Origin of the sequence: Micromonospora ureilytica, from assembly GCF_015751765.1 — a bacterium.
GTDB lineage: Bacteria > Actinomycetota > Actinomycetes > Mycobacteriales > Micromonosporaceae > Micromonospora > Micromonospora ureilytica.
In genome coordinates, this window is the sequence record NZ_JADOTX010000001.1 from 2,449,234 (window position 1) to 2,471,142 (window position 21,909).

A 21,909-nucleotide genomic window follows, 5' to 3' on the forward strand; every position below is an offset into this window, starting at 1 on the left:
ATCATGTGCCCACCATCGACGCAGGGACCCGCGCGGTGTCGCAGGTCCACAACGGGCAGACCCGTAACCTATGGGTTACGCTTCGGGGGTGGACGAGGTGGCCGTCGCGATCGCGGACCCGGTGCGGCGGCACATCCTGACCATGTTGCGCGACGAACCCCTCTCCGCCGGCGACATCGCCCAGCGGTTCACGATCAGCCGGCCCGCCATCAGCCGCCACCTGCGGGTGTTGCGCGAGAGCGGGCTGGTCCGTGACGAGCTGGTCGGACGACAGCGGATCTACCGGCTCGACCCGGGCCCGCTCGCCCCACTGCTCGACTGGCTCACCGGGCTCACCACAGTCGACAGGTGGGAGCGGCAGCTCGACGCGTTGGAAACCGAGGTCTATCGCACCCGCCGAGAGCGCCGCAGCCGCGGCCCGGCGGAACACCGAAGGGAGCACACGGCATGACCCGCACACCCGCCGGACGCCTGTTTCGCACCGCCACCGGGCACGATCTCGTCCTCACCCGGACCTTCCGCGCCCCGCTCGCGGACGTCTGGGCCAGCCTGACCGAATCGGAACGCACGGCCCGCTGGTTCGGCCCGTGGGAGGGCGAGGCCGGGCCCGGACGGAGCATCCGGGTCCAGATGGCGTACGAGGAGGAGAAGCCCTGGTGTGAGGTCCGCATCGACGCGTGCGAACCGCCACAGCGCCTCGCCGTTTCGATGATCGACAGCTACGGCACCTGGCTGCTGGAGCTGTCGCTGACCGAAACCGACGGCACCACCGAGCTGCGGTTCGTGCAGCACCTGAGCAGCGTGGAGGGCATCGCCGAGGTGGGCGCCGGTTGGGAGTACTACCTGGACATGCTGGTCGCCTCCCGGGACGGTTCGCCCCGCCCGGAGTTCGACGACTACCACCCGGCCATGCAGCCCTACTACCAGGGGCTGGCCGCCGCGGCAGGCTAGGAGTGCGGCCGGCTAAGGGTCGAGCTCCCGCCGCAGCTTGGCGAACTCGTCGGTCAACGCCGGCAGGGGGAAGTGCGCGTTCAGGCCACTGGGGTTCGGCAGCACCCACACCTGGGCCGGGCCCAGCAGATCCGGTCGCGGACCCAGCCCGGCCTTCGGTCGGGCGAAGGCGATCCGGTACGCGGTCACTCCCAGGATCGCGACCCAGCGCGGCCGGTAGCGCTCGGCCTTCACCGCCAACCCGGTGACCCCGGCCACCAGCTCCTCCGACGTCAGCTCGGCGGCGCGGGCGGTGGCACGGTTACTCAGGCTGGTGATGCCCAGGCCGTGCCGCAACAGCTCGTCACGCTCCCACGAGCGCAGCTGGCGGTCGGTGAAGCCGGCCCCGTGCAGGGCCGGCCAGAAGCGGCTGCCCCGGCGGGCGAACGGCTCTCCCACCGCGGCCGAGTAGAGGCCGGGGTTGTAGCCGCAGAACAACACGCGCAGCCCGGGGCCGATGATGTCCGGCAGACCTCGGCCAGCCGCCGCCGCCACCTCCTGCGGGGTCGGCCGCCGCGCCGGCCCCGCACGCTCCGCGTCCATCCCACCGATCCTGCCGTACGCCCCGGTGCCGGCACCGGCACACGCCTTGACACCATCAACGGATGCAGTCAACCGACCACCTCGCCGCCAGCCGTTACGCGCGGATGCGCTGGAACACTCCGCTCTCGCCGGAGCACGCCGCGCTGCTGCTGCAACGGCTCGACGTCCGCCCCGGCACGCGCGTGCTCGACCTCGGCTGCGGCTGGGGTGAGCTGCTGCTGCGGGCGGTCGCCGCCGGCGGTGTGTCCGGCCCGGTCGCCACCCGGGGCGTCGGCGTCGACACCGACGACGCCGCGCTCGCCCGGGGTCGACGGCTGGCCGCGAGTCGGTCACTCAACCGGCACGTCGCCTTCGTGATGGGGGAAGCGGCGGCCTGGCAGGAGCCCGCCGACCGGGTCCTCTGCATCGGCTCGGCACATGCCTTCGGCGGCACCGAGGCCGCCCTCGACGCCCTCGCCGCCGTGGTCCGGCCCGGTGGGCGGCTGCTGTTCGGCGACGCGTACTGGGAACGGTCCCCCACCGCGGAGATCGCCGAGGTCTTCGGCCCGGACGTCCCGACCCTTCCCGGTCTGGTCGAGGCCGCCCGCGAGCGAGGCTGGCGGTTGCTGCACCTGAGCACCGCCGACCAGCGGGAATGGGACGACTTCGAGTCCACCTGGCTCGCCGGCCGGCAGGAGTGGCTGCTGGCGTACCCGGAGGATCCTCGTGCGGCCGAGGTCCGCGCGGAACTCGACGACCGGTTGCGCGAGTACGTCGGCGGTTACCGGGGTGTCCTCGGCCTTGGCTACCTCGTCCTCGGCCGCTGACCGTCCGCAATTGACGCCGCTGGCTACGCTGCGCGTGGTGAGCGCCGGATCTCGTCTCGCAGTGCCCTGGCGGGTCCTCGTCGTGGCCACCGGCGCCGTGCTGGTGTGGCTGTTCCTGGGCGCCCTGCTCGACAGTGACTACGACCGACCCACCCATGCGGTCGGGGCGGTCCTCACCTCCGCTGTCGTCGTACCCCTGGTGGTTGTCGCCCGTCGCGTCCTGGACCGACGCCCGTGGGCCGGCCTCGGGCTGCCGTCGCTGCGCTCCGGCTGGCGGCGTCTGCTGTTCGGCATGGCCTGCTGGCTCGTGCCCGCCGCGGCGGGGTTCGCGCTCTGCCTCGGCCTCGGCTGGGTCGAGATCAGCGTCCGGACGTCCGTCGGGGACGCGCTGCGCGTGGCGGCGCTGCTGGTCGTCCTCGTCTTCCTGAAGGAGGCGCTGCCGGAGGAGCTGATCTTCCGGGGGTACCTGCAACACAACCTCGCCACGCGGCTGCCGGCCTGGCAGGCGGCCGTCGGGCAGGCCGCGCTGTTCACAGTGTTCGGCTTCCTCGTCGGGGCGGCCCGATCCGTCGACCGACTGGCGCTCTTCTTCGTCTTCGCGCTGCTGCTGGGCGCCTTTCGCGCCGCCACCGGCGACGTCTGGGCCGGCATCGGCCTGCACGTCGCCTTCCAGACGGTCGCTCAGCTGTTCGGCGACGTCGGGGCGGTCTTCGACGTGGTCGGCGCGAACGTCCTGGGAGTGGTGGCCATGGGGGCGATCCCGTTCTCGGTCAGCTGGATCGTCCTGCGGCACCGCTACCGGGACTACCTGGACTGGCGGGCCCTCGCGCCGGAGCCGGTGCGCTGAGCGGCTGAAGCCTGGGCGTCTGGCCCACCTGCGGGGGCCGATCGCCACAGCCCCGCGAGCCGTTCTCGATCTTCGTCGATAACCATGCCATCGACCATACGTCATACGTCTCACCTCCACACCACCGAGGCCCGTTCGCGGGCCCACTCGGGACCGAGCACGTGGGCTTGACGGGGCACAGACATCGGAGGTTTACTGCGTCAACGATGCCAGTCGATGAATTCTGACCGTCCATTTTGAATGGTTCGAATCGTCGGTTGGTTTCACCGCCCCATCCCCCACCACCCCGCACCACCTCAGCCGAGCATCGGCGGCCCGGCTTCCGCACCACCGCCACTGTGGCCTCCGGCCTGCCCGTGTGCACAGCCTGAGGTCGACGCTCAGCAGAGGAGCAAGACCATGCGTTCCCGTCCCCGCCTGTTGGCACTCGTCACCGGCTTGGCCGTCATGCTGGCCAGCCTGGTCGCCATGCCGACCCCCGCCTCGGCGGCACCGCTGACCAAGGTCCTGGTGTTCAGCAAGACCGCCGGTTTCCGGCACTCGGCCATCCCCAACGGCATCGCCGCGATCCAGCAGCTCGGCTCCGCCAACGGCTTCAGCGTGACCGCGACCGAGGATGCCGGCCAGTTCACCACCTCCAACCTGGCCCAATACCAGGCGGTGGTCTTCATGTCGACGACCGGCGACGTCCTCAACGCCAGCCAGCAGACGGCCTTCGAGTCGTACATCGCCGCCGGCGGCGGGTACGTCGGCGTGCACGCCGCCGCCGACACCGAGTACAGCTGGCCGTGGTACGGCGCGCTGGTCGGAGCATGGTTCGACTCGCACCCGGCGATCCAGACCGCCACCGTGAAGATCGAGGACCAGACCAACCCGTCGACCGCGCACCTCGGCACGACCTGGGTCCGCTCCGACGAGTGGTACAACTACCGCACCAACCCCCGGTCCAGCGCGCGGGTCCTGGCCAGCCTCGACGAGTCGTCGTACAGCGGCGGCAACATGAGCGGCGACCACCCGATCACCTGGTGCAAGGCGTACGGCGGCGGGCGTGCCTGGTACACCGGCCTCGGGCACACCGAGGCGTCGTACACCGACCCGAACTTCACCAAGATGCTGCTCGGCGGTCTCCAGGTCGCCGCGGGTTCCGTGACGGCCGACTGCTCGCCGCGCACGACCACCCCGCCGCCCGCCAGCGGCTCCACCCTGCGGGCCCGCGCCAACAACCAGTACGTGAGCGCGCCGAACTCCACCACCGCGCTGATCGCCAACAAGACCTCCGTCGGGACCACCGAGCGGTTCGACCTGGTCAACCTCGCCAACGGCAACGTGGCGCTGCGCGCCAAGGGCAACGGGCAGTTCGTCGCGGCCGAGAACTCCGGGTCCTCCCCGCTGATCGCCAACCGGGCCAGCGCCGGCGCCTGGGAGACGTTCCAGCTCGTCCGCAACTCCGACGGCACGGTGAGCCTGCGGGCCACTGTGAACAACCGCTACGTCGCCGCCGACAACGCGGGCTCGTCCCCGCTGATCGCCAACCGGACCTCCATCGGTCAGTGGGAGAAGTTCGACCTGGTCACCACCAACTGACCTGGTTCCCCCGCACGTTCTCCACCACCCCACCTGGTCGTGGTGCGCCCCTGCGCGCCCGTCCCCCGGTCGTCGAGAAAGGACGATCATGCTCTCGTACCCCCGGCGCTGGCCCCGGGCGCTCTTCGCGGCGGTCCTCACCGTCGCGAGCGCGGCCCTCGCTGTGGCTGCTCCGTCCACCGCCCAGGCGGCGGTGATCCCCGCCTCCGACTATCAGCAGGTCAAGCTCGCCACCGGTTCGGGCGAGCTGGGTGAGGCCATGTCCCTGGCCGTCCTGCCCAACCGCTCGGTGCTGCACACCGCCCGCAACGGCGTGCTGCGGGTGACCGACGTGGCCGGCAACACCAAGACCTCCGGCACCCTGTCCGTCTACACGCACGACGAGGAGGGGTTGCAGGGCGTCGCCGTCGACCCCAACTTCGCCACCAACCGGTGGATCTACCTGTACTACTCCCCCACGCTGAGCACCCCGTCCGGGGACGCCCCGACCACCGGCTCGCAGTCCGACTGGGACCGGTGGAAGGGGCACCTGCGGCTGTCCCGGTTCACCCTGAACAGCGACGACACGCTCAACCTGGGCAGCGAGAAGATCGTGCTCCAGGTCGCCAACGACCGTGGGCAGTGCTGCCACGTCGGCGGTGACCTGGACTTCGACGCCGCCGGCAACCTGTACCTGACCACCGGCGACGACACCAACCCGTTCGAGTCGTCCGGCTACGCGCCACTTGACGAACGGACCAACCGCAACCCGCAGTTCGACGCCCAGCGCACGGCGGGCAACACCAACGACCTGCGGGGCAAGCTGCTGCGGATCAAGCCGCAGGCGGACGGCACGTACACCATCCCGTCGGGCAACCTGTTCGCCCCCGGCACGTCGGGCACCCGCCCGGAGATCTACGCCATGGGCCTGCGCAACCCGTTCCGGATGAGCGTCGACAAGGCGACCAGCGTGGTCTACCTCGGTGACTACGGCCCCGACGCCGGCAGCACGAACTCCAGCCGGGGCCCCCAGGGTCAGGTCGAGTTCAACCGCATCGCGTCGCCGGGCAATTACGGCTGGCCGTACTGCACCGGTGCCAACACCAGCACCGAAACATACAATGAATACACCTTCCCGTCCGGGCCGTCGCAGTCCAAGTACAACTGCTCGGGCGGGCCGACCAACAACTCGTTCCGCAACACCGGGCTCGGCACGCTGCCCGGGGCGAGGGCGGCCTGGATCAAGTACGCCGGCGACTCCGGCTCGCCGTCGGAGTTCGGCAGCGGCTCGGAGTCGCCAATGGGCGGGCCGGTCTACCGGTACGACGCCTCGCTCAACTCCAGCATCAAGTTCCCGTCGTCGCTGAACGGTCAGTTCTTCGCCGGCGAGTACGGCCGCCGCTGGATCAAGGCCATCGCGGTCAACTCCGACGGCTCGCGTGGGGAGATCTCCAACTTCCCGTGGACCGGCACCCAGGTCATGGACATGGCCTTCGGCCCGGACGGCGCCCTGTACGTGCTGGACTACGGCACCGGCTCGAACAACCAGGCGCTCTTCCGGATCGAGTACATCGGTGGTGGCAACCGCAGCCCGATCGCGGTCGCCTCGGCGAACCCCACGTCGGGGGCCAACCCGCTGACTGTCAACTTCTCGTCGGCCGGCAGCTCCGACCCCGAGGGCGGCGCGCTCAGCTACCTGTGGACCTTCGGTGACGGCACCACGTCGACGGCGGCCAACCCGACGAAGACGTACACCACGAACGGCACGTACTCCCCCACGTTGAAGGTCACCGACCCGACCGGCCTGTCCGGAACGGCGAGCCTGATCGTCACAGTGGGCAACACCGCGCCGACGGTGTCGCTCACCACGCCCGCCGACGGGCAACTGTTCACCTTCGGTGACACGGTGCCGTACCAGATCTCGGTGAGCGACCCGCAGGACGGCACGATCGACTGTTCCAAGGTGAGCCTGACGTACGCGCTGGGCCACGACAGCCACGCCCACCAGATCACCTCGAAGACCGGTTGCAGCGGCTCCATCACCGTCCCGACGGACGGGGAGCACGACTCCGCGGCCAACATCTACGGAGTCTTCGACGCCGCCTACACCGACAACGGTGGGCTCACCACGCACAGCATCAAGACTCTGCAACCCAAGCACCGCCAGGGTGAGCACTTCGGCGCCCAGTCCGGTGTCCAGGCCACCGACCACACCAACGCCGAGGGTGGCCGCACGGCCGGGTTCATCGAGAACAACGACTGGATCTCCTACCAGCCGTACAACCTGGCCAACGCCAACCGCATCACCGTAAGGGCGTCGTCGGCCGGCGCCGGTGGCACCATCGAGGTCCGGGCCGGGTCGGCCACCGGCACCCTGCTGGGCACCGTCACGGTTCCGGTGACCGGCAACTGGGAGACCTTCGTCGAGGCGTCCGCCACGATCAGCAACCCACCCACCGCGTCGACGACGTTGTACCTGGTCTTCAAGGGTGGGTCCGGCTACCTGTTCGATGTCGACGCGTTCACCTTCGCGACCGGCACCGGTAGCAGCGCACCGGCGAGCACCCTTCGGGCGCAGGTCAACAGCCAGTACGTGTCGGCGGTCGGCAGCACCGCGTTGATCGCCAACAAGGCCAGCGTCTCGACGACCGAGCAGTTCGACCGGGTGGACGCTGGCAACGGTGCCATCGCCCTTCGGTCGCGCGCCAACGGGCTCTACGTCTCCGCCGAGAACGCGGGCGCGGAGCCGTTGATCGCCAACCGCACGTCCGTGGGTGCGTGGGAGACCTTCCAGCTCATCACCAACTCCGACGGGACGGTCAGTCTGCGCGCCACGATCAACAACCAGATCGTGGCCGCCGAGAACGCCGGAGCGGGATCGCTCATCGCCAACCGCACCTCGGTCGGCGCCTGGGAGAGGTTCATCCTGACCACCAGCTGACGAGTGGTGGGGCCCGGTCTGGTCGGTGACCAGGCCGGGCCCTACCGTGTGAAGTAGGCGGCGCTCTCCGGGTCTGCCGGGTAGTAGGACTCCACCGCGATCTCCTCGATGGTGATGTCCATCGGGGTGCCGAACGTGGTGATGGTCGAGAACAGCCGCAGCTCGCGTCCACCGATCCGCAGGATCATCGGGATCACCACGTCGGCGTCGACCCGTTGGCCCATCGGGTCCTCGGGCAGCGGGTTCAGCAGTTCTTCGTAGAGCGCCGCGAGTTCCGCGTCGGGAGCCGCGGCGAGCTGGCGCGAGATCCGACTGCGGAACACCGCCCGCACGTCCGCCAGGTTGACGACCAGGGGGGCGAGCCCGCGCGGGTCCAGGCCCAGCCGGACCAGGTTCACCGGCGGCCGCAACAGGTCGGGCGCCGCGTACGCGAAGAAGGGGTCGACCGCGCGGTTGGTCAGCACGATGTTCCACCGGCGGTCGAAGACCAGCGCCGGGTACGGCTCGTGCGCCCGGAGCACCCTGCGGACCGCGTCGAGGGCACCCGACAGGGCGGTGTCGTCGAGCGGACGCCGCGCGTACCGGGGCGCGAAGCCGGCGGCGAGCAACAGCTGGTTGCGATCACGCAGCGGCACGTGGAGCTGATCGGCGAGCCGCAGGATCATGTCCGCGCTCGGCGTGGACTTGCCGGTCTCGACCAGGCTGACATGCCGAGCCGACACATCCGCGGCGATCGCCAGGTCGAGTTGGCTGAGCCCCCGGCGCTTGCGCCACTGGCGTAGGAGCTGCCCGACCGCGTGCACGATCATGAGCCTACTCATCGTCGCTCGGGACGCCATGAAGTGCGATGTCATCGACAAGCATCCGGGCCGGAGAAACACTTGCGGCCATGACCACCGAGAACAAGAGCATCGTCGGACGTGCGTTGGCCGGGCTGGTCGACACCGGCGACGTCGACACGCTCGCCTCGTACCTGAGCGAGGACTTCACCCATCACCGGTCGGATTCGACGACCTCGACCAAGGCGCAGTGGCTCGCCGCGGTCCGCGCCGCGCTGGGCCCGACCGCCGGCATGCGTGTCGACATCCTGCACCTGCTGGCCGACGGTGACCACGTCGTGGTGCACTCCCGGCGCCGACTCCCCGACGCGGAGCCGGAGATCGTGGTCGTCGACGTCCTGCGGATCGCCGACGGATTCATCGCGGAGGTGTGGGAAATCATCGAACCGGCAGGCCAGGCGACCGCCAACGGTGCGTGGTGGGCCGCGGCTGCCTAGATCGGGAAGCGGCCGTGGCGCCAGTGCCAATGACCGCCGGCCCGCAGGTGGTCGACGATCGCGCGCTGGAGCAGCGTACGGCGCGGCAGCTCGTCGAGCGGCGTGGTCAGGGTGCGGAACCCGAACCGCAGCACCTCGACGTCGGCGTCCGGCCCGTCCGACTCCTGGTAGGGCTCCAGCTCGAACCGGCGCTGGAACCGCACGATGTTGGAGCTCTCGGGAAGGTACTCCCGCAGCTGCGGGTCGAGCAGCCACGAGGCGCAGGAGAACGCGGTGTAGCGCTCGTCCGGGAAGTGTCGGGGGAAGAACGCCCGGGCCTCGTCGAGCGACGCCTCGACGGCCTCCGGGGTCAACGGCCCCGAATCGGGGACGTGCAGACCGATCGCGCCGTCGCCGCGCTGGTGCTGGAGCCGGCCCAGCTCGTAGACGCTGCCGCGCGAGTGCAGCGTCAGCCAGCTCTGCATGATCGGCCAGCCCTCGCCGCGCATCCGTCGGTCGATCGCGAGGTTGCGGCCCAGGTCGGCGAGGGTCACCCAGGACACGGTGTCGGGGACGCCGTGGTCGCGGTGGTACCCGCGCACGACGTCGACCAGGGCCAGGTACGCGTACACGTAGAGGTGCCGCCAGGCCGGCCCTCGCTCCCGCGGCAACTCCGGGCCGGGCGACATCCAGTCGTATCCCGCGAGGTCGGCGCGGACCAGGGCGATCGAGCGGTCGAGCAGCCAGCGCAGCTCCGGAGTCCACAGCGGGGAGCCGGGGTCGGGCCAACCCGCCATGATCTCGGCGGCGTCGTCCGGCCGCACGGCGAGCCGGTCGAGGATCGCGGGCGCGTCGGCCTTGGCTGGCAGCGGCGCGGACGGCCCGTCACCGGCGAGCCGGTGCACACGGTCGACCTCCTCGACGGGCACCCCGAGTCGGGCGGCGATGTCGTCCAGATCCACGCCGACGACCCTACCGGCCGGCGGGCAGCTCAGGAGTCCGCCGGCACTCCGGCGTCGAGCTGCCCGATCATCGGCGCGAGGAGGTCGTTGAGCTCCCGGGCCAGCACCACCACGGCCCGGCGCGCCGCGGCGGCGACGTCGTCGTCCGGACCGCCGGGCGACGGCGGCAGATCGCCGAGCGGGACCGGCGCCTCCACCTGAAGCAACGCGCGCAGATGCGGGCGACGCGTCTGGTCCTGCTCGGTGGGTGTGGTGAACTGGCCGAACAGCTGCGGCCAGTCCTGCCAACCACGGTCGCGCTGCCACTGCTTGGTCCAGGTCAGCTCGGCCGGCCAGCGGGAGGCCACTGTCACCGCGCAGACCAGGCTGCCGTCCCACGGGCTGCGCGCGCAGGTCGCCGTGATGATCCGCCGGTGCCAGCGGACGAAGCCCGGCGACAGTTCGGTAGCCAGCCGCCAGGCCGTCACCGCGAACGCCACCGGCGCGAAGTCATCCCAGGTGTCGGCGAACTCGTCGATCCGCCGAAACACCTCGGCCTCGTACCGGCCGCGCCCGTCGACACCGTGTTCGCGGTCGAACTGCTCGTCCAACCAGAAGGCGCGCGACTCCGGCATGCTCAACCCCGTTTCACAGCGATGGTGTTGCGTACCTCGAACCTATGCGAATGTCGGGGTTGCGGACGCCATCCTCGCCCGTTGTCAACCTGCGCTCCGGCGAGGTCGCGGCAACCCGCTCAGCCGACGAGGACGCAGAAGGGATGCCCGGCCAGGTCGGCGTACACGCGAAGAGGCTCGTCCGGGTCGTCGATGCGGTCGTACAACAACCGGCCGCCGAGGCGCAGCACGCGCTCATGCTGGACCAGCAACTCCTCGACGGACTCCACGGTCAGGTCCAGGTGCAGCTGCTGGGGCACGGTGTTCGTCGGCCACGTCGCCTGCGGCAGATGCTCCACCTGCTGAAACGCGACCTGGGGTCCGCCGCCGGGTGACCGCAGCACCAGCCAGTCACGGCCGCGTTCGTCGGCCTGGCCGGCCTCCGGCGGTTCGTCACCGGGCCGGTAGACGAGGCCCAGTAGCTGTCGATAGAACTCCGCCAGCGCCCTCGCATCGGTGCAGTCGAGCACCACCGAACACAGCTTGGGCACGCTCTCCTGGTCAACCACGCTCGATCACCTCCGGGTGCCATTCTGGTCGAACCGCACCGCCGCCGCAGCGGCGGCGCTTGACAAACAGCCTGCTCCAGAGTGGACGATGCATCGTGCGAATTCTTGTGGTGGGTGGCAGCGGTCTGATCGGCGCTCACGTCGTGGACGTGCTTCGGGGGCGTGGTCACGCCGTGACCACTGTGGCGCGTACCGCCCAACTGGGCGTCGACCACCTGCTCGATGTCGGGTCCGCCTCGATCGACGAGCTGCGGCCGCTGCTCGCCGGTCACGACGGCGTCGTGTACGCCACCCGCACCGAGGAGCAGCGGCCGCTGCCCAAGCCGATCTATCCCGAGTTCCGCCGCGACAACGTCGACCCGGTGGTACGCCTGTTCACCGCCGCCCGCCTCGAAGGTCTCACCCGGGGCGTCCTGATGGGCTCCTACTACACCTACTTCGACCGGCTCCACCCGCAGTGGCGCCTCGCCGAACGGCACACGTACATCCGGTGCCGGCTGGAGCAGGCCCGGGAGGGGCGGGCGGCCGCCGGCGAGGGCCTGCCGGTCGCCGTACTCGAACTGCCCTTCGTCTTCGGTCGGGCCGGTGACCGGCTGCCCAACTGGTCCGGTCCGCTGGACCGGTGGGCCCGCTCGCGTACCCCTCTGGTCGCCCCGACCGGCGGCAGCGCCGCAGCCTCGGCCCGCAGCGTGGCCGAGGTCGCGGTCGACGCCCTGGAGCAGGCCAGCGGCGCGGACATCCCGGTCGCCGACGAGAACCTCACCTGGCACGACATGATCGCGCGCATCGCCGCGGCGGTCGGCCGGCCCCGCCGGGTCAGCCGCCTACCGGCCGGCGCGGCGCGGACCGCGCTGCGACTCGGCGGCGCGGTGCAGGCCCTCGGCCGCAAGGAGTCGGGTGTGAACCCCAGCTACCTCGCCGACCTGCTGCTCGCCGACCTGTTCATCGAGCCGACGAGCGGCCGCCCGCTGGACCCGGCCCTCCGCGAGACCTTCCCGACCGGCACCGCCTGACCCCCCTTTGACGTCGATCATGGAGTTGTGGTGCCTGAAAGGTGGTAGGGGGTCACTTTTGTCACCCACCACAACTCCATGATCGACGCCGGGCCTGGGGCAGGGACCTGGTGGCGGTCCTCAGCGGAGCTGTTCGGCCAGGCCGACGACGATGCCCTCGGGGCCGCGGACGTAGCAGAGCCGGTAGATGTCCTCGTACTGCGCCAACTCACCGACGAGTTCGGCGCCGTTGCCGCGCAGCCGGGCGATCACGTCCTCGATGTCGTCGACGGCGAACATGATGCGCCGAATGCCCAGCGTGTTCGTCGGCGCGTTCTTCGGTGCCGCGCTGATCGCCGCCGGCCGGTGAAACATCGCCAGCTCAACCTTGCCGTGGCCGTCCGGGGTCCGCAGCATCGCGACCTCCTGCCGGACGTCGTCGAGCCCGATGACACGCTCCACCCACCGCCCCTCGACCGGGCCTCGCCCCTCCAACTCCATGCCGAGTTCGACGAAGAACGCGATGACCGCGTCAAGGTCCTCGACAACGATGAGGACGTTGTCCAACCGCTGGATCGCCATGCTGGATCTCCCTGCTCTGGTGCGGTCACAGTGACCGCATCCTCCCCGAGGACGGAGCCACCCGGCCGTTCTCGACATCCAGGGCGCACTGCCTTTTCGCGTGGAGGGCCCGAAAGCCGTCGGCGAGCCTCAAACGAGGGGCGTTTAGCTGTCCGGCGTCCCGAGGATCAGGGTGAGCCCTTCCTCAGCCGCCAGCACGGCATCGCCGAACTCCACCCGCGCGGCGGCCACCGCGGCCGCCCGGTCGTTGCCCGGCCAGAAGTGGGTGAGCATCAGACGGCGGGCACCCGCACGGCGAGCCCACAGACCGGCCTCGGTGGAGGTCAGGAGGTTTCGGGTGGGACGGCTGGTCTCACCGTCGTAGTCCGTCGCCTCGACGATGAACAGATCCGCGCCACGACCCAGTTCGGCCAACGCGGAAGTCGGCCCCGTGTCCCCCGAGTAGGCCAGGGCAATCCCGTCGGCCTGAATCCGGATGCCGGCGTTGGGCACGAAGTGCGGCAGGGACAGCCCGGTGAGATCGAACGGCCCGACCCGGTAGCTGCCGGGTAGTGGGTGCACGTCGAATACCGCATGCAGGTCGACATCGGGCTCCAGGCCGCCGAGCCGGTCGAGCACACCAGGCGGGCAGAACAATGGCAGCCGTGGTCCCCCGGGCTGACCGTAGAACCGCATCCTGAACAGACCGTGCAGGTCGATGCAGTGATCCGGGTGTTCATGGGTGATGACGACAGCGTCCACCGCGCCATCCGGCCAGTGCCCGAGCAACCGCGGCAGCGTGGCGTAGCCCAGGTCAAGCACCAAACGGTAGCCGTCCCAGTCCACCGCGAAGCCGCTGCAGGCACGGCCTGGCTCGGGAAAGGCACCGGAACTGCCGAGCACGGTGACCTGTCGCATCGATACAGCGTCTCACCTGGCCGGGCCTGCCTCCGCCACGAATGTGTCAGCCGTTCGACACGTGTGCCACCGGTTTGCCACCGAGGAAGTCCTCCAGGATCTCGGTGAACCGCGCCGGTTGCTCCTCGGCCACGTAATGGCCGCAGTCGTCGATGATCACCCCGGTGACGTCGTCGGCCGCCAGCCGCATCGTCTCGGCCGGCGCCGCGCCGCTGTAGCGCGCGCCGCCGACGGCGAGCACCGGCAACGCCAGGCTGGTCTTCCTGCGCTGCTCGTTCTGCGCGATCGTCTCGTCCAGCGCCCGGTAGTACGCGAAGCTCGCCGGCAGCCCGCGAGGGTCCGCGACGATCGCGTCGACGTACACGTCGATGGCGTACGCGGGGATCGCGTCCGGAGTGGCTGCCTTCTTGGCGAACTGGTAGCCGAAGAAGAGCCTCTCCCGCCCCCGGACCAGCTCCTCGTTGAGGTCGGTGAGCCGGTTGAAGCCAAAGTGCCAGAGCCGCTGGTTGACCGCGTCCGGGCTGAAGAACGACGGGGTCGGCGTGAGACCGGGGATGATGGCGTCGACGACGGCGAGCCGGCCCACCCACTCGGGGTGATCGGCAGCGAGGGCGTATCCGGTCCACATGCCGATGTCGTGGCCGACCACGTCGAATCGGTCGTGCCCGAGCGCGGCCATCAGAGCGACCAGATCGGCGGCCAGGGTGCCGGCGTCGTAACCGTCGTCGGGCTTGTCGGAAAGTCCGGCCCCGCGCGAGTCGACGGCGACGACTGTGTGTTCGCGGGCGAGCGCGGGCATCACTTCCCGCCAGGCGTACCAGGTCTGTGGCCACCCGCCGACCAGCAGCAGCGGCGGGCCGTCCCCGCCGGTGACCGCGTGCAGCCGCAGTCCGTTCACTTCCACGAGCCGGCTGGTGAAGACGTCGGTGAATCCGTCGGGCAGCCGCAGCGAACTCAAGCCTGTCGTACCGTCGGCCGTACTCATCATGGAGCGATCGGTGCAACTTGTCATGCCGGTGACCGTACACATGTTGGAACGATCGGTGCAAGATGTGTAGGCTGCGAACCATGGCGGGCCGTAAGCAATTCGACGTGGACGAGGCGCTACGACGCGCGATGCACGTCTTCTGGCGCTGGGGCTATTCGGAGGCCTCGATCGACCGCCTGACCGAGGGCACGGGCCTGGGCCGGAGCTCGCTCTACGGCACCTTCGGCGACAAGAGCACCCTCTTCCGCGAAAGCCTCCGACGGTACGCGCAGACCTACCACCCGCTGTACGACCAGGCACTGTCCGGCCCCCACCCGAGCCCGAGCGCCGTTGTGGCCGCCTACCTGCAGGTCACCCTGAACCGCATCGCCGACCCGACGGTCCCGGATGGCTGCCTGCTCACGGTGTCGGCAACACAGTTCCCGGCCCTCGACGCGCAGGGCCAGGCAATGGTCCGATCCATGATCGACGGTTTGCGGGCGATGCTGCACCAGGCGTTGCTGGCGGCGGGGGCCGATGAACGGGAGGCGGCAGAGCTGGCGCTGTGCACGCTGGCAACGAACAAATCCCTGGCGGTGCTGAGCCGCGCCGGCTTCTCCAGCGAAGACCTGGCAACCGTCGCCGCAGCCGCCGCCCGCATCCCCGGAAGACCACACCCACTACCTTGAGCAGTCCGATCGGCCCCCATGGACGACTGCCGGCAGGATCGCCGGCATGTTGACTCCTGCCGGGCGTCCTGCCTGTCTCCCGGCAGCGGACGTTGCTTGACTCAGCGGCATGACATCAATACGGAAAGCGATCACCCGTACGGTGGTCGTCGGGGCACTGATCGGCGCGACGGCGCTCACCGGTCCCACCTCCGCGTACGCGGAGTCCGGCCAATCGGGGGCCGCCGGGGGCGCCGAGTCCCTCCTCGACATCATCCCGGCACAGATCCTGGACCAGATGGTCGCCCAGGCCCCACTTGTCGACGCGGCCAATGTCATCCGCACCGCTGTGGAACGCGCGCCGGCACGCGGCTATGCCGGCATCGGCCTGGTCGACGACCACGTCACCCTGTGGTGGAAGGGTGCGCCGCCCACCGACATCGCCGCAGCCGTCACCGCCGCCCGCCGCGCCGCGCCGGTCGAGGTGGCCAACGCCACCTACTCCCGCGCCGAACTGCGCAAGGCGGCCGCCAGACTCACCCCGGTGGTGGAAGCCGACCCGGCGGACGCCAGCCACGCGGTCAGGCTGCGCACAGATGGCACCGGCATCGAGATCGCCGTTGACCACACCCCGGGCGCCAAGCTGCCGAAGCTACCGGCCACCGGCGTCCGTACCAGCGTGGTCGAACGCGACCGGATGGTCGAACGGTCACGGGCCAACGACTCCGCGCCGTTCGACGGCGGGGCGGGCATCGGGTTCACCACGCCCGGGTGTACCGCGGGGTTCGGCGTACGCAACGCGGACACCAACGCCGGTTACCTCCTCACCGCCGAACACTGCGGAGCCATCGGATCGCCCTGGCACGTCGGCTGGAACACCACCACCGGCACCGGCACCCTGGTCGGCTACGCGGTCGACAGCAACGACAACCACGACACGATGATCATTTCGACGTCGACGCCCGGCGGTCACCTCTACGTCGGCGGTCAACATGACGAGGTCCGCACCCAGGTGGTGGGCTGGACCGAGGTCTTCCCCGGCCAGCTGCTGTGCCAGTCCGGGTACACCTCCGCAGGTGCGATCGGCGGTCCGGTCTGCAACCTGCGGGTCGACTTCCACTACGACGACATCGAGGACCTCGTCGAGGCCACCCAGCTCGACGGCCAGGAGTCCGCACGGGGCGGCGACAGTGGCGGCCCGGTCTACTCGGTCAACGCCAACGGCACCGTGCTCGCCGCCGGCACCACCACCCGGTCGGCCGGTCGGGGCTTCGGGTTCCAGGACTTCGCCACCGCCCGCGACGACTACGGCAACATCGTGCCGGCGACGCCGATCGTCAGCACCTGCCGGGTGTCCTTCGTCGTCACCAACTCGTGGGGCACCGGCTACAGCGCCAGCGTCACCGTCTACAACGACGGCACGGCCACCAACGGCTGGTTGCTGGGCTTTGCCTTCCCGGGTGGACAACTCGTCCAGGGCCACTGGAACGGCATCTTCCAGCAGACCGGCGCGGCGGTGACTGTCACCAACGAGAACCACAACGCCAGCATCCCGACCGGCGGCGCCGTCAACTTCGGTTTCACCGCGAACGGCTCCCCCGCCACCCCGGCCCCGTTCACCCTCAACGGCACCACCTGTAACTGACCCCGTCCACCGACACCGGGCCCCGCCGCATCGCCGGCGGGGCCCGGTGCGTGTCGGTCAGAACTCGGCCAGTTCCCGTCGCAGGGTGGCGCGCAGGGTCCGCACCTCCGGTGCGTCCAGTTCGCCGCACCGGTCGAGCGCCCGCTCGCGCAGCTGGCGGGCGTCGGCGGCCCCGCCCGCAGCCGAGCCGGCCAGCGCCGCGAGCGCGTACAGGGTCTGCGCCTCCCACCACGGGCAGGACAGCGCGGCATACAGGGCCAGCGCCGCCCCCAGCGCCTCGGCCGCCGCGTCGACCTCACCCAACGCCTGGAGCGCGAGCCCGTACCGGTGGATGGCGTTGGCCTCGCTGAACGTCGCGCCGCACCTGTGGAACAGCCGCCGGGCGTGGGCGTACTCGTCGGCGGCGGCCCGCCACTGGCCCATCCCGGCCAGGTCCGCCCCGAGACTCATCATCGCCCCGGCCCTGGCCACCACCGCGCCGGTACGGCTGAGACCGCTGCCGTGGCCGTAGAACGCCAGCACGTCGCGGTGCAGGTCGGCCGCTTCGGCGAACCGGCCGAGCGCGGCCAGCGCCCCGCCCTGCACGCTCGCCGCGCCGTTCTCGCCGAGGGCGTACCCGATCTCGCGGAACAGACCGACGGCCCGCCGGCAATGGTCGACGGCCAGCACACCGCTGCCGATCCGAATGAAGATCGCGGCGGTGTAGGTCAGCGCCCACGCCTCCTCCCGGCGGTCCCCGATCAGCCGGGCCAACTCCAGCGCCCGATCCAGGGCAGCCAGCCCGTCGGTGTTGCGGTCCCGGCAGAAGTACCGGGCCCAGCCCAGGAAGTTCAGCAGGACGGCCTCGTCGCGAGGGCTACCGGCGGCCCGGGCCGCGGCCACTCCCAGCGAGAAGATCTCGTCCCAGGAGTGCCGGTGACTGTTGGCGTCCGAGTACCAGTGCAGAGCCCTGGTGACCGCGACCACGTCGGCGTGCCGACCGCGCCGCGCCGCGTCGCGCAGCGCCGCCAGCCAGTTGCCCGACTCCCGATCCAACCAGTGCGCCGCCGCCCGATCGTCGTCGAACGGGGAATCGACCCGACAGGCGACCGGTTCGAACATCAAGCCGGCCTGCCGGGTACGCCGCAGCAGCCAACCGACCATCTGATCGTGCGCCCTCGTCCGGCAGTCCTGTTGTTCCTCGGCGTCGAGGCGTTCCTGGGCGTAGAGCCGGACCAGGTCGTGGAACTGGTACCGGTCTCCCAGGGTCAGGAGGACACCGGCCTCGACCAACTCCTCCAGGGCCGCCGCCGCGGTCTCCTCGGCGGTGCCGGCCACGGCGGCGACCAGCGCGGGTTCGAAGTCGGTGCCGGGAATCAGCGAGGCCCGCCGGAACACTCGCGCGGTCATCGGGTCCAACTGCCGGTAGGAAACCTCGAACGCGGATCGGACGCCCAGGTCTCCAGCGGTCAACGCGGTCAGCCGCTGACGCTGGTCGTGGAGCAGGTCCACCAACCAACCGACCGACCATTGCGGTCGGCTGGCGAGGCGGTTGCCGGCGATCCGGACGGCCAGCGGCAGCCGGCCGCAGAGTTTGACGAGTTGGTCGGCCGCGACCGGCTCGGCGGCGATCCGGTCGGCACCGACGATCGCCGCGAGCAGCAGTCGACCGGCTGCCGGGGTGAGCAGGTCGAGCGGCAGGCGGACCGCACCGGCAAGGCCCGTCAGTGGACGCCGGCAGGTGACCAGCGCGAGGCATCCCCGCCCGGCCGGCAGCAGTGGGCGTACCTGTGCCTCGCTTGCGGCGTTGTCCAGGACCACCAACAGCGGCCGGTCCCGGGTGAGGGTCCGGAACAGACCGCCCCGCTCGGCCAGCGACACCGGCACCCGGTTGTCCGGCACCCCGAGCGACCGCAGCAATCCGGCCAGCGCCTCGGCCGGGTCGACCGGCCCGTCCGGCGAGACGCCCTGCAGGTCGACGAAGAGCTGCCCGCCGGCGAAGGCCGGGCTGAGTCGATGTCCGGCGACGACGGCGAGGCTGGTCTTGCCGATCCCCGGCGGCCCGTGCAGCACCACCACCGAGGCCGTGTCCGGCCGCCCTGCTGTGACGTCGGCGGCCAGCGCCGAGAGCCGTTCCAGGATCTCCGCCCGGCCGGCCAGGTCCGGAACGGCGGTGGGCAGTTCCCCGGGTACGACCACCGCCGGGCGGTCGTGCGGCACCGGCACTCGATCGTCCGGCACCTCCGCGCGGTCGCCCGGCACCGCGACGCGATCGTCCGGCACCGCCGCTCGGTCGTCCGGCACCGCCCCTCGGTCGTGCGGCTGCCGCTCGACCCGGGCCAGGGCGACGAAACGGTCGCGGTCCGCCCCGGCCAGCCGCAGGGCGTCGGCGAGCAGCACCACCGTCCGTCGTTGCGGGCTACGCACCCGGCCGCGCTCCATCTCCCGGATGCCGCGGACACTGGAACCGGCCGCTTCGGCAAGCTCCTCCTGGGTCAGCCGCCGCTCCAAGCGGAGGGTCCTGAGGAGCCCTCCGAACTGGTCACGCTGCACCTGACTCTTGGGCATGTTCCCCCAACCACCCAACGGCCGCACTTACGTAGCGTGCGTCGATGCTCGCATATGCGTGACGGATTACCGGCCACTGTGCACCGAGTGTGAGTATCGCCATGGCGAATCCTCGATGAGTCAGCGTGACGCGGTCGACCCGGTCCTACTCGTTGATCCAGCCGAGCTCGACTGCCTGCTCGCGCATGACGTCTTCCATCACGGGCAGCGTGAGGAACGAGACGGCATACAGCACAACGAGGAGCCCGATTGGAACAACCCAGGCGCGAGGACGGATGTCCGGCGAGGTGGCGCCATCCTGCCCAGCGCCGGCAGAGCGGTCGCGACGGAGCCGCGTCTGCGGGAGCCGACGGTCGGCTGGCCTCAACACCCAGGACGCGACAGCGCACGCACCGAACATCAGCGGCACCCCCCACGATTGAAGACCGTCACCGACTGACAGGTGCGACACCACCGCACCCGACCACAGGAAGAAGGCACCCACGTAAGCCCATTCCTTGAGCAGCGGGAGCCCGGGCGCGATGATCGCGACGGCCGCACCCGCCTGCCACGCGCCAAGGACGTAGGCGAAGAAGTGCGGGTATCCCAGGTGGTGTAACTGGACCTCGATCCATTCGATCGTCAGAAGGTTCCACACCGATCCGGCAGTCAACTCGAAAACGATGACGAACGTGGTGACCCAGAAGGCGACGGAGCGGATCCGGCTCCAGGTCCAGCCGCTTCGTGTGATGGTGGCCGACTTCCCGTCGGCGGAATGCTGGAGAGCTTTGGCCAGGTGAGTCTGCATCTCATCCTTCTCGTCACATCGATCTCATACGTGCAAAGAACTTCTCGCCTGCTCGCTGGATGTGTTCGTCTCAGTAGTACGACAACAGAGCCCCTCGGAATGTGAGGCGATGCGCGAACCTCACAGTTCGCTGTGCTGTCTTGTCGAACCAACTGAGGGCAGACGCGACCAGAAGGAGCCGGCGACATCGTGACCACCCGATCCGAGCCAGGACATGCTCGACCCGATCCGAGCCTGACCGCGGTCATGAACGAACGGCGTCAGCTGATCAATCTTGCCTACCGACTCCTCGGCTCCCTGGCCGACGCCGAGGATTCAGTCCAAGAGACCTACGCTCGCTGGTACGCCATGCCCCGAGAACAGCAGGAAGCCATCAAGGCCCCCGGCGCCTGGTTGACAAAGGTCGCCAGCCGCATCTGCCTCAACGTGCTCTCCTCGGCACGAGCCAGGCGAGAGACCTACGTGGGCGAATGGATCCCCGAGCCGCTACCCGAACCTACGGAGTGGATCACCGGACGGACGGACGTCGCCACCATCGACCCGGCCGACCGAGTCACCCTCGACGAATCGATCAACATGGCCTTCCTCGTCGTGCTCGAATCGATGACCCCGGCCGAGCGCGTCGCGTTCATCCTGCACGATGTCTTCCGCTACTCCTTCGCGGAAGTCGGCGACATCGTCGGCCGTACCCCGGCGGCATGCCGCCAGCTCGCCTCCTCGGCCCGCCGACGCGTTCGCACGGCGCAGGCCCCCACGACCTCGACAGTCCGGCGCGCCGACATCGTCAGGCGCTTCAAGCAGGCCTGGGAAGCCAAGGACATCGACGCCCTCATCGGCCTTCTCGACCCCGACGCGACGGCGATCGCCGACGGCGGTGGCGTCGTCGGCGCCCTGCTTCGCCCGATCGAAGGCGCCGAGGAGATCGTGCGTTCCCTGGTCCATCTCGAGGGCAGGCTTCGCGTCCTGACGATCCTGGAGCGCACGGTCAACGGCCAACCTGGCCTGATCGCCCAGCAGGACGGCGTCACCGTCTCGGTGTACGCGTTCGAGGTCGTAGGCGACCGGATCAAGCGCATCTGGGCGGTACGCCACCCCGACAAGCTCCGGCCGTGGACGGCTCGTCGGCCGGGAGGTAGCGGTCGCGCAGGATCGGCGTGAACTCCGCCCCTTCGGGCACGTGCAGGGGCGTACAGCCGTTTCCCCTCCAGCGGCACGGATCGGCGAGCCCGGCACGCGGACCCTCAGCCCCGCACCGCAAAGGCCGAGCGGCGATTGATCAGGCGGTCGTCGACGCGAAATGCCCCACAGCGGCGACGGCGAGGACGAGGAAGACCGCGGGAAACGCGATGTTGTGGAACACCCGCGCGCGGGTGTGAGCCAGGATCGCGCCGACGAAGAACAGGACGAGGCCGACGGCTGCGGCCAATCCGAGGGGACGTACGCCGAAAAGGCCGAGCAACAGACCGGCGACGCCGGCCCCCTCGACCACCGCGAGGTAGGGGATCCATCGCGCGGACAGCCCGACCTCGGTGCAGTTGCGCATCACGAAGTCCGCCCTGATCGCCTTGGCGGTCACCTCGATGGCGTTGGCGAGGGCGCAAAGGATGGTCGCGACGACCAGGACGCCCTCCAGTACGGCGATCATGACGCGCGCTGGCGCGATCGAGCAATCGGTAAGCTCATAGGTGCCTCCACGTGGACGGGTTCATCAGGTTGTGGTCTCTCGCCCCTTCTGACGCCCGGCACGTATGAAAG

Annotated in this window: 22 protein-coding genes; 11 read left to right on the plus strand and 11 right to left on the minus strand. The window is 70.1% G+C overall.

Annotated features, from left to right (window positions below):
* The first annotated feature begins 88 nt into the window (after positions 1–88).
* Both IW248_RS10895 and IW248_RS10900 read left to right on the plus strand, forming a co-directional pair.
* Positions 89–451: a metalloregulator ArsR/SmtB family transcription factor gene (locus tag IW248_RS10895; RefSeq protein WP_307787904.1), complete on the plus strand. Its 363-nt coding sequence runs from the start codon at positions 89–91 to the stop codon at positions 449–451.
* Positions 448–951 (plus strand): SRPBCC family protein, encoded by a 504-nt coding sequence (locus IW248_RS10900; protein WP_196926861.1) that lies wholly within the window; start codon positions 448–450, stop codon positions 949–951. The genes IW248_RS10895 and IW248_RS10900 overlap by 4 nt, the downstream gene beginning before the upstream one ends.
* A 12-nt stretch (positions 952–963) precedes the next feature.
* On the opposite strand, the gene mug is transcribed toward IW248_RS10900, so the two are convergent.
* The gene (gene mug / locus IW248_RS10905) at positions 964–1,533 is read right to left on the minus strand and encodes a G/U mismatch-specific DNA glycosylase (RefSeq protein WP_196930133.1); all 570 of its coding nucleotides are present in this window, start codon (positions 1,531–1,533) and stop codon (positions 964–966) included.
* 62 nt (positions 1,534–1,595) lie between these two features.
* Here mug and IW248_RS10910 point away from each other — a divergent pair, with 62 nt between their 5' ends.
* The 4 genes from IW248_RS10910 (at position 1,596) to IW248_RS10925 (ending at position 7,690) form a co-directional block, all read left to right on the plus strand.
* Positions 1,596–2,339 carry an SAM-dependent methyltransferase gene (locus IW248_RS10910; RefSeq protein ID WP_196926862.1) on the plus strand — a complete coding sequence of 248 codons (744 nt, stop codon included), beginning with the start codon at positions 1,596–1,598 and terminating at the stop codon, positions 2,337–2,339.
* Positions 2,340–2,376: 37 nt separating this feature from the next.
* Complete coding sequence (locus tag IW248_RS10915) at positions 2,377–3,186, plus strand: CPBP family intramembrane glutamic endopeptidase (protein WP_196926863.1); 810 nt, start codon at positions 2,377–2,379, stop codon at positions 3,184–3,186.
* 447 nt (positions 3,187–3,633) lie between these two features.
* Complete coding sequence (locus IW248_RS10920; RefSeq protein ID WP_231397053.1) at positions 3,634–4,770, plus strand: ThuA domain-containing protein; 1,137 nt, start codon at positions 3,634–3,636, stop codon at positions 4,768–4,770.
* 88 nt (positions 4,771–4,858) lie between these two features.
* Positions 4,859–7,690 (plus strand): PQQ-dependent sugar dehydrogenase, encoded by a 2,832-nt coding sequence (locus tag IW248_RS10925; RefSeq protein WP_196926865.1) that lies wholly within the window; start codon positions 4,859–4,861, stop codon positions 7,688–7,690.
* Positions 7,691–7,731: 41 nt separating this feature from the next.
* On the opposite strand, the gene IW248_RS10930 is transcribed toward IW248_RS10925, so the two are convergent.
* Positions 7,732–8,499, minus strand: a complete 768-nt coding sequence (locus IW248_RS10930; protein WP_196926866.1) for a helix-turn-helix domain-containing protein — start codon at positions 8,497–8,499, stop codon at positions 7,732–7,734.
* An 80-nt stretch (positions 8,500–8,579) separates the two neighbouring features.
* Between IW248_RS10930 and IW248_RS10935 the strand changes: the two genes are divergently transcribed.
* On the plus strand, positions 8,580–8,966 hold the full coding sequence (locus tag IW248_RS10935; RefSeq protein ID WP_231396267.1) for a nuclear transport factor 2 family protein: 387 nt from the start codon (positions 8,580–8,582) through the stop codon (positions 8,964–8,966).
* On the opposite strand, the gene IW248_RS10940 is transcribed toward IW248_RS10935, so the two are convergent.
* The 3 genes from IW248_RS10940 to IW248_RS10950 all read right to left on the minus strand — a co-directional run bounded on the left by IW248_RS10940 (position 8,963) and on the right by IW248_RS10950 (position 11,069).
* Positions 8,963–9,907 (minus strand): acyltransferase domain-containing protein, encoded by a 945-nt coding sequence (locus IW248_RS10940; protein WP_196926867.1) that lies wholly within the window; start codon positions 9,905–9,907, stop codon positions 8,963–8,965. The genes IW248_RS10935 and IW248_RS10940 overlap by 4 nt on opposite strands.
* Before the next feature lie 29 nt (positions 9,908–9,936).
* Complete coding sequence (locus IW248_RS10945) at positions 9,937–10,521, minus strand: hypothetical protein (RefSeq protein ID WP_231396268.1); 585 nt, start codon at positions 10,519–10,521, stop codon at positions 9,937–9,939.
* Positions 10,522–10,640: 119 nt separating this feature from the next.
* Positions 10,641–11,069, minus strand: a complete 429-nt coding sequence (locus IW248_RS10950) for a VOC family protein (protein ID WP_196926869.1) — start codon at positions 11,067–11,069, stop codon at positions 10,641–10,643.
* Positions 11,070–11,164: 95 nt separating this feature from the next.
* On the opposite strand from IW248_RS10950, the gene IW248_RS10955 reads away from it, so the two are divergent.
* On the plus strand, positions 11,165–12,082 hold the full coding sequence (locus IW248_RS10955; RefSeq protein WP_196926870.1) for an NAD-dependent epimerase/dehydratase family protein: 918 nt from the start codon (positions 11,165–11,167) through the stop codon (positions 12,080–12,082).
* Between the two features lie 120 nt (positions 12,083–12,202).
* Here IW248_RS10955 and IW248_RS10960 read toward each other — a convergent pair whose 3' ends face one another.
* The 3 genes from IW248_RS10960 to IW248_RS10970 all read right to left on the minus strand — a co-directional run bounded on the left by IW248_RS10960 (position 12,203) and on the right by IW248_RS10970 (position 14,552).
* Positions 12,203–12,643, minus strand: a complete 441-nt coding sequence (locus IW248_RS10960) for a VOC family protein (protein ID WP_196926871.1) — start codon at positions 12,641–12,643, stop codon at positions 12,203–12,205.
* A gap of 144 nt (positions 12,644–12,787) precedes the next feature.
* Positions 12,788–13,540, minus strand: a complete 753-nt coding sequence (locus IW248_RS10965; RefSeq protein ID WP_196926872.1) for an MBL fold metallo-hydrolase — start codon at positions 13,538–13,540, stop codon at positions 12,788–12,790.
* 46 nt (positions 13,541–13,586) lie between these two features.
* Positions 13,587–14,552 (minus strand): alpha/beta fold hydrolase, encoded by a 966-nt coding sequence (locus IW248_RS10970; RefSeq protein ID WP_231396269.1) that lies wholly within the window; start codon positions 14,550–14,552, stop codon positions 13,587–13,589.
* Between the two features lie 56 nt (positions 14,553–14,608).
* On the opposite strand from IW248_RS10970, the gene IW248_RS10975 reads away from it, so the two are divergent.
* Positions 14,609–15,196 (plus strand): TetR/AcrR family transcriptional regulator, encoded by a 588-nt coding sequence (locus IW248_RS10975; protein ID WP_196926873.1) that lies wholly within the window; start codon positions 14,609–14,611, stop codon positions 15,194–15,196.
* A 109-nt stretch (positions 15,197–15,305) separates the two neighbouring features.
* Positions 15,306–16,820 carry a cellulose binding domain-containing protein gene (locus IW248_RS10980; protein WP_196926874.1) on the plus strand — a complete coding sequence of 505 codons (1,515 nt, stop codon included), beginning with the start codon at positions 15,306–15,308 and terminating at the stop codon, positions 16,818–16,820.
* Positions 16,821–16,877: 57 nt separating this feature from the next.
* Here IW248_RS10980 and IW248_RS10985 read toward each other — a convergent pair whose 3' ends face one another.
* Positions 16,878–19,367, minus strand: a complete 2,490-nt coding sequence (locus IW248_RS10985; RefSeq protein ID WP_196926875.1) for an ATP-binding protein — start codon at positions 19,365–19,367, stop codon at positions 16,878–16,880.
* Positions 19,368–19,512: 145 nt separating this feature from the next.
* Entirely contained in the window at positions 19,513–20,154 is a 642-nt protein-coding gene (locus tag IW248_RS10990; RefSeq protein ID WP_196926876.1) for a DoxX family protein, read from the minus strand.
* A 189-nt stretch (positions 20,155–20,343) separates the two neighbouring features.
* Here IW248_RS10990 and sigJ point away from each other — a divergent pair, with 189 nt between their 5' ends.
* A complete protein-coding gene (gene sigJ, locus IW248_RS10995; RefSeq protein WP_307787905.1) occupies positions 20,344–21,312 on the plus strand; it encodes an RNA polymerase sigma factor SigJ in 969 nt (322 codons plus the stop codon).
* 118 nt (positions 21,313–21,430) lie between these two features.
* Here the strand turns inward: sigJ and IW248_RS11000 are convergent, their stop codons facing one another.
* Positions 21,431–21,799 (minus strand): DoxX family protein, encoded by a 369-nt coding sequence (locus tag IW248_RS11000; protein WP_196926877.1) that lies wholly within the window; start codon positions 21,797–21,799, stop codon positions 21,431–21,433.
* Between the last annotated feature and the right edge of the window lie 110 nt (positions 21,800–21,909).

Bases quoted from the DNA above. Each gene is read 5' to 3' on its own strand.
- IW248_RS10900 (WP_196926861.1), top strand. From the start codon at position 448: ATGACCCGCACACCCGCCGGACGCCTGTTTCGCACCGCCACCGGGCAC.
- mug (WP_196930133.1), bottom strand. From the start codon at position 1,533: ATGGACGCGGAGCGTGCGGGGCCGGCGCGGCGGCCGACCCCGCAGGAG.
- IW248_RS10910 (WP_196926862.1), top strand. From the start codon at position 1,596: ATGCAGTCAACCGACCACCTCGCCGCCAGCCGTTACGCGCGGATGCGC.
- IW248_RS10920 (WP_231397053.1), top strand. From the start codon at position 3,634: ATGCTGGCCAGCCTGGTCGCCATGCCGACCCCCGCCTCGGCGGCACCG.
- IW248_RS10925 (WP_196926865.1), top strand. From the start codon at position 4,859: ATGCTCTCGTACCCCCGGCGCTGGCCCCGGGCGCTCTTCGCGGCGGTC.
- IW248_RS10930 (WP_196926866.1), bottom strand. From the start codon at position 8,499: ATGATCGTGCACGCGGTCGGGCAGCTCCTACGCCAGTGGCGCAAGCGC.
- IW248_RS10935 (WP_231396267.1), top strand. From the start codon at position 8,580: ATGACCACCGAGAACAAGAGCATCGTCGGACGTGCGTTGGCCGGGCTG.
- IW248_RS10945 (WP_231396268.1), bottom strand. From the start codon at position 10,521: ATGCCGGAGTCGCGCGCCTTCTGGTTGGACGAGCAGTTCGACCGCGAA.
- IW248_RS10960 (WP_196926871.1), bottom strand. From the start codon at position 12,643: ATGGCGATCCAGCGGTTGGACAACGTCCTCATCGTTGTCGAGGACCTT.
- IW248_RS10965 (WP_196926872.1), bottom strand. From the start codon at position 13,540: ATGCGACAGGTCACCGTGCTCGGCAGTTCCGGTGCCTTTCCCGAGCCA.
- IW248_RS10970 (WP_231396269.1), bottom strand. From the start codon at position 14,552: ATGACAAGTTGCACCGATCGCTCCATGATGAGTACGGCCGACGGTACG.
- IW248_RS10975 (WP_196926873.1), top strand. From the start codon at position 14,609: ATGGCGGGCCGTAAGCAATTCGACGTGGACGAGGCGCTACGACGCGCG.
- IW248_RS10980 (WP_196926874.1), top strand. From the start codon at position 15,306: ATGACATCAATACGGAAAGCGATCACCCGTACGGTGGTCGTCGGGGCA.
- IW248_RS10985 (WP_196926875.1), bottom strand. From the start codon at position 19,367: ATGCCCAAGAGTCAGGTGCAGCGTGACCAGTTCGGAGGGCTCCTCAGG.
- IW248_RS10990 (WP_196926876.1), bottom strand. From the start codon at position 20,154: ATGCAGACTCACCTGGCCAAAGCTCTCCAGCATTCCGCCGACGGGAAG.
- IW248_RS11000 (WP_196926877.1), bottom strand. From the start codon at position 21,799: ATGATCGCCGTACTGGAGGGCGTCCTGGTCGTCGCGACCATCCTTTGC.